The following is a 272-nucleotide window of genomic DNA, read 5'->3' on the forward strand; positions in this document are numbered from 1 at the left end:
CCTACGGGAGGCTGCAGTGGGGAATCTTGCGCAATGGGGGCAACCCTGACGCAGCCATACCGCGTGTGTGATGAAGGTCTTCGGATTGTAAAGCACTTTCAGTGGGGACGACAATGACGGTACCCACAGAAGAAGTCACGGCTAACTTCGTGCCAGCAGCCGCGGTAATACGAAGGTGGCGAATGTTGTTCGGATTTACTGGGCGTAAAGCGTCCGCAGGTGGTTTATTAAGTCAGGTGTGAAAGCCCCGCGCTCAACGTGGGAATTGCATT

1 rRNA gene is annotated in these 272 nt (G+C 54.8%); it reads left to right on the top strand.

From position 1 onward, the window contains the following. Window positions 1-272 (top strand): 16S ribosomal RNA (locus ACTHSL_RS13625); the annotation flags it as partial.

This window comes from Neisseria sp. P0008.S010 (assembly GCF_051962715.1).
Lineage (GTDB): Bacteria > Pseudomonadota > Gammaproteobacteria > Burkholderiales > Neisseriaceae > Neisseria > Neisseria elongata.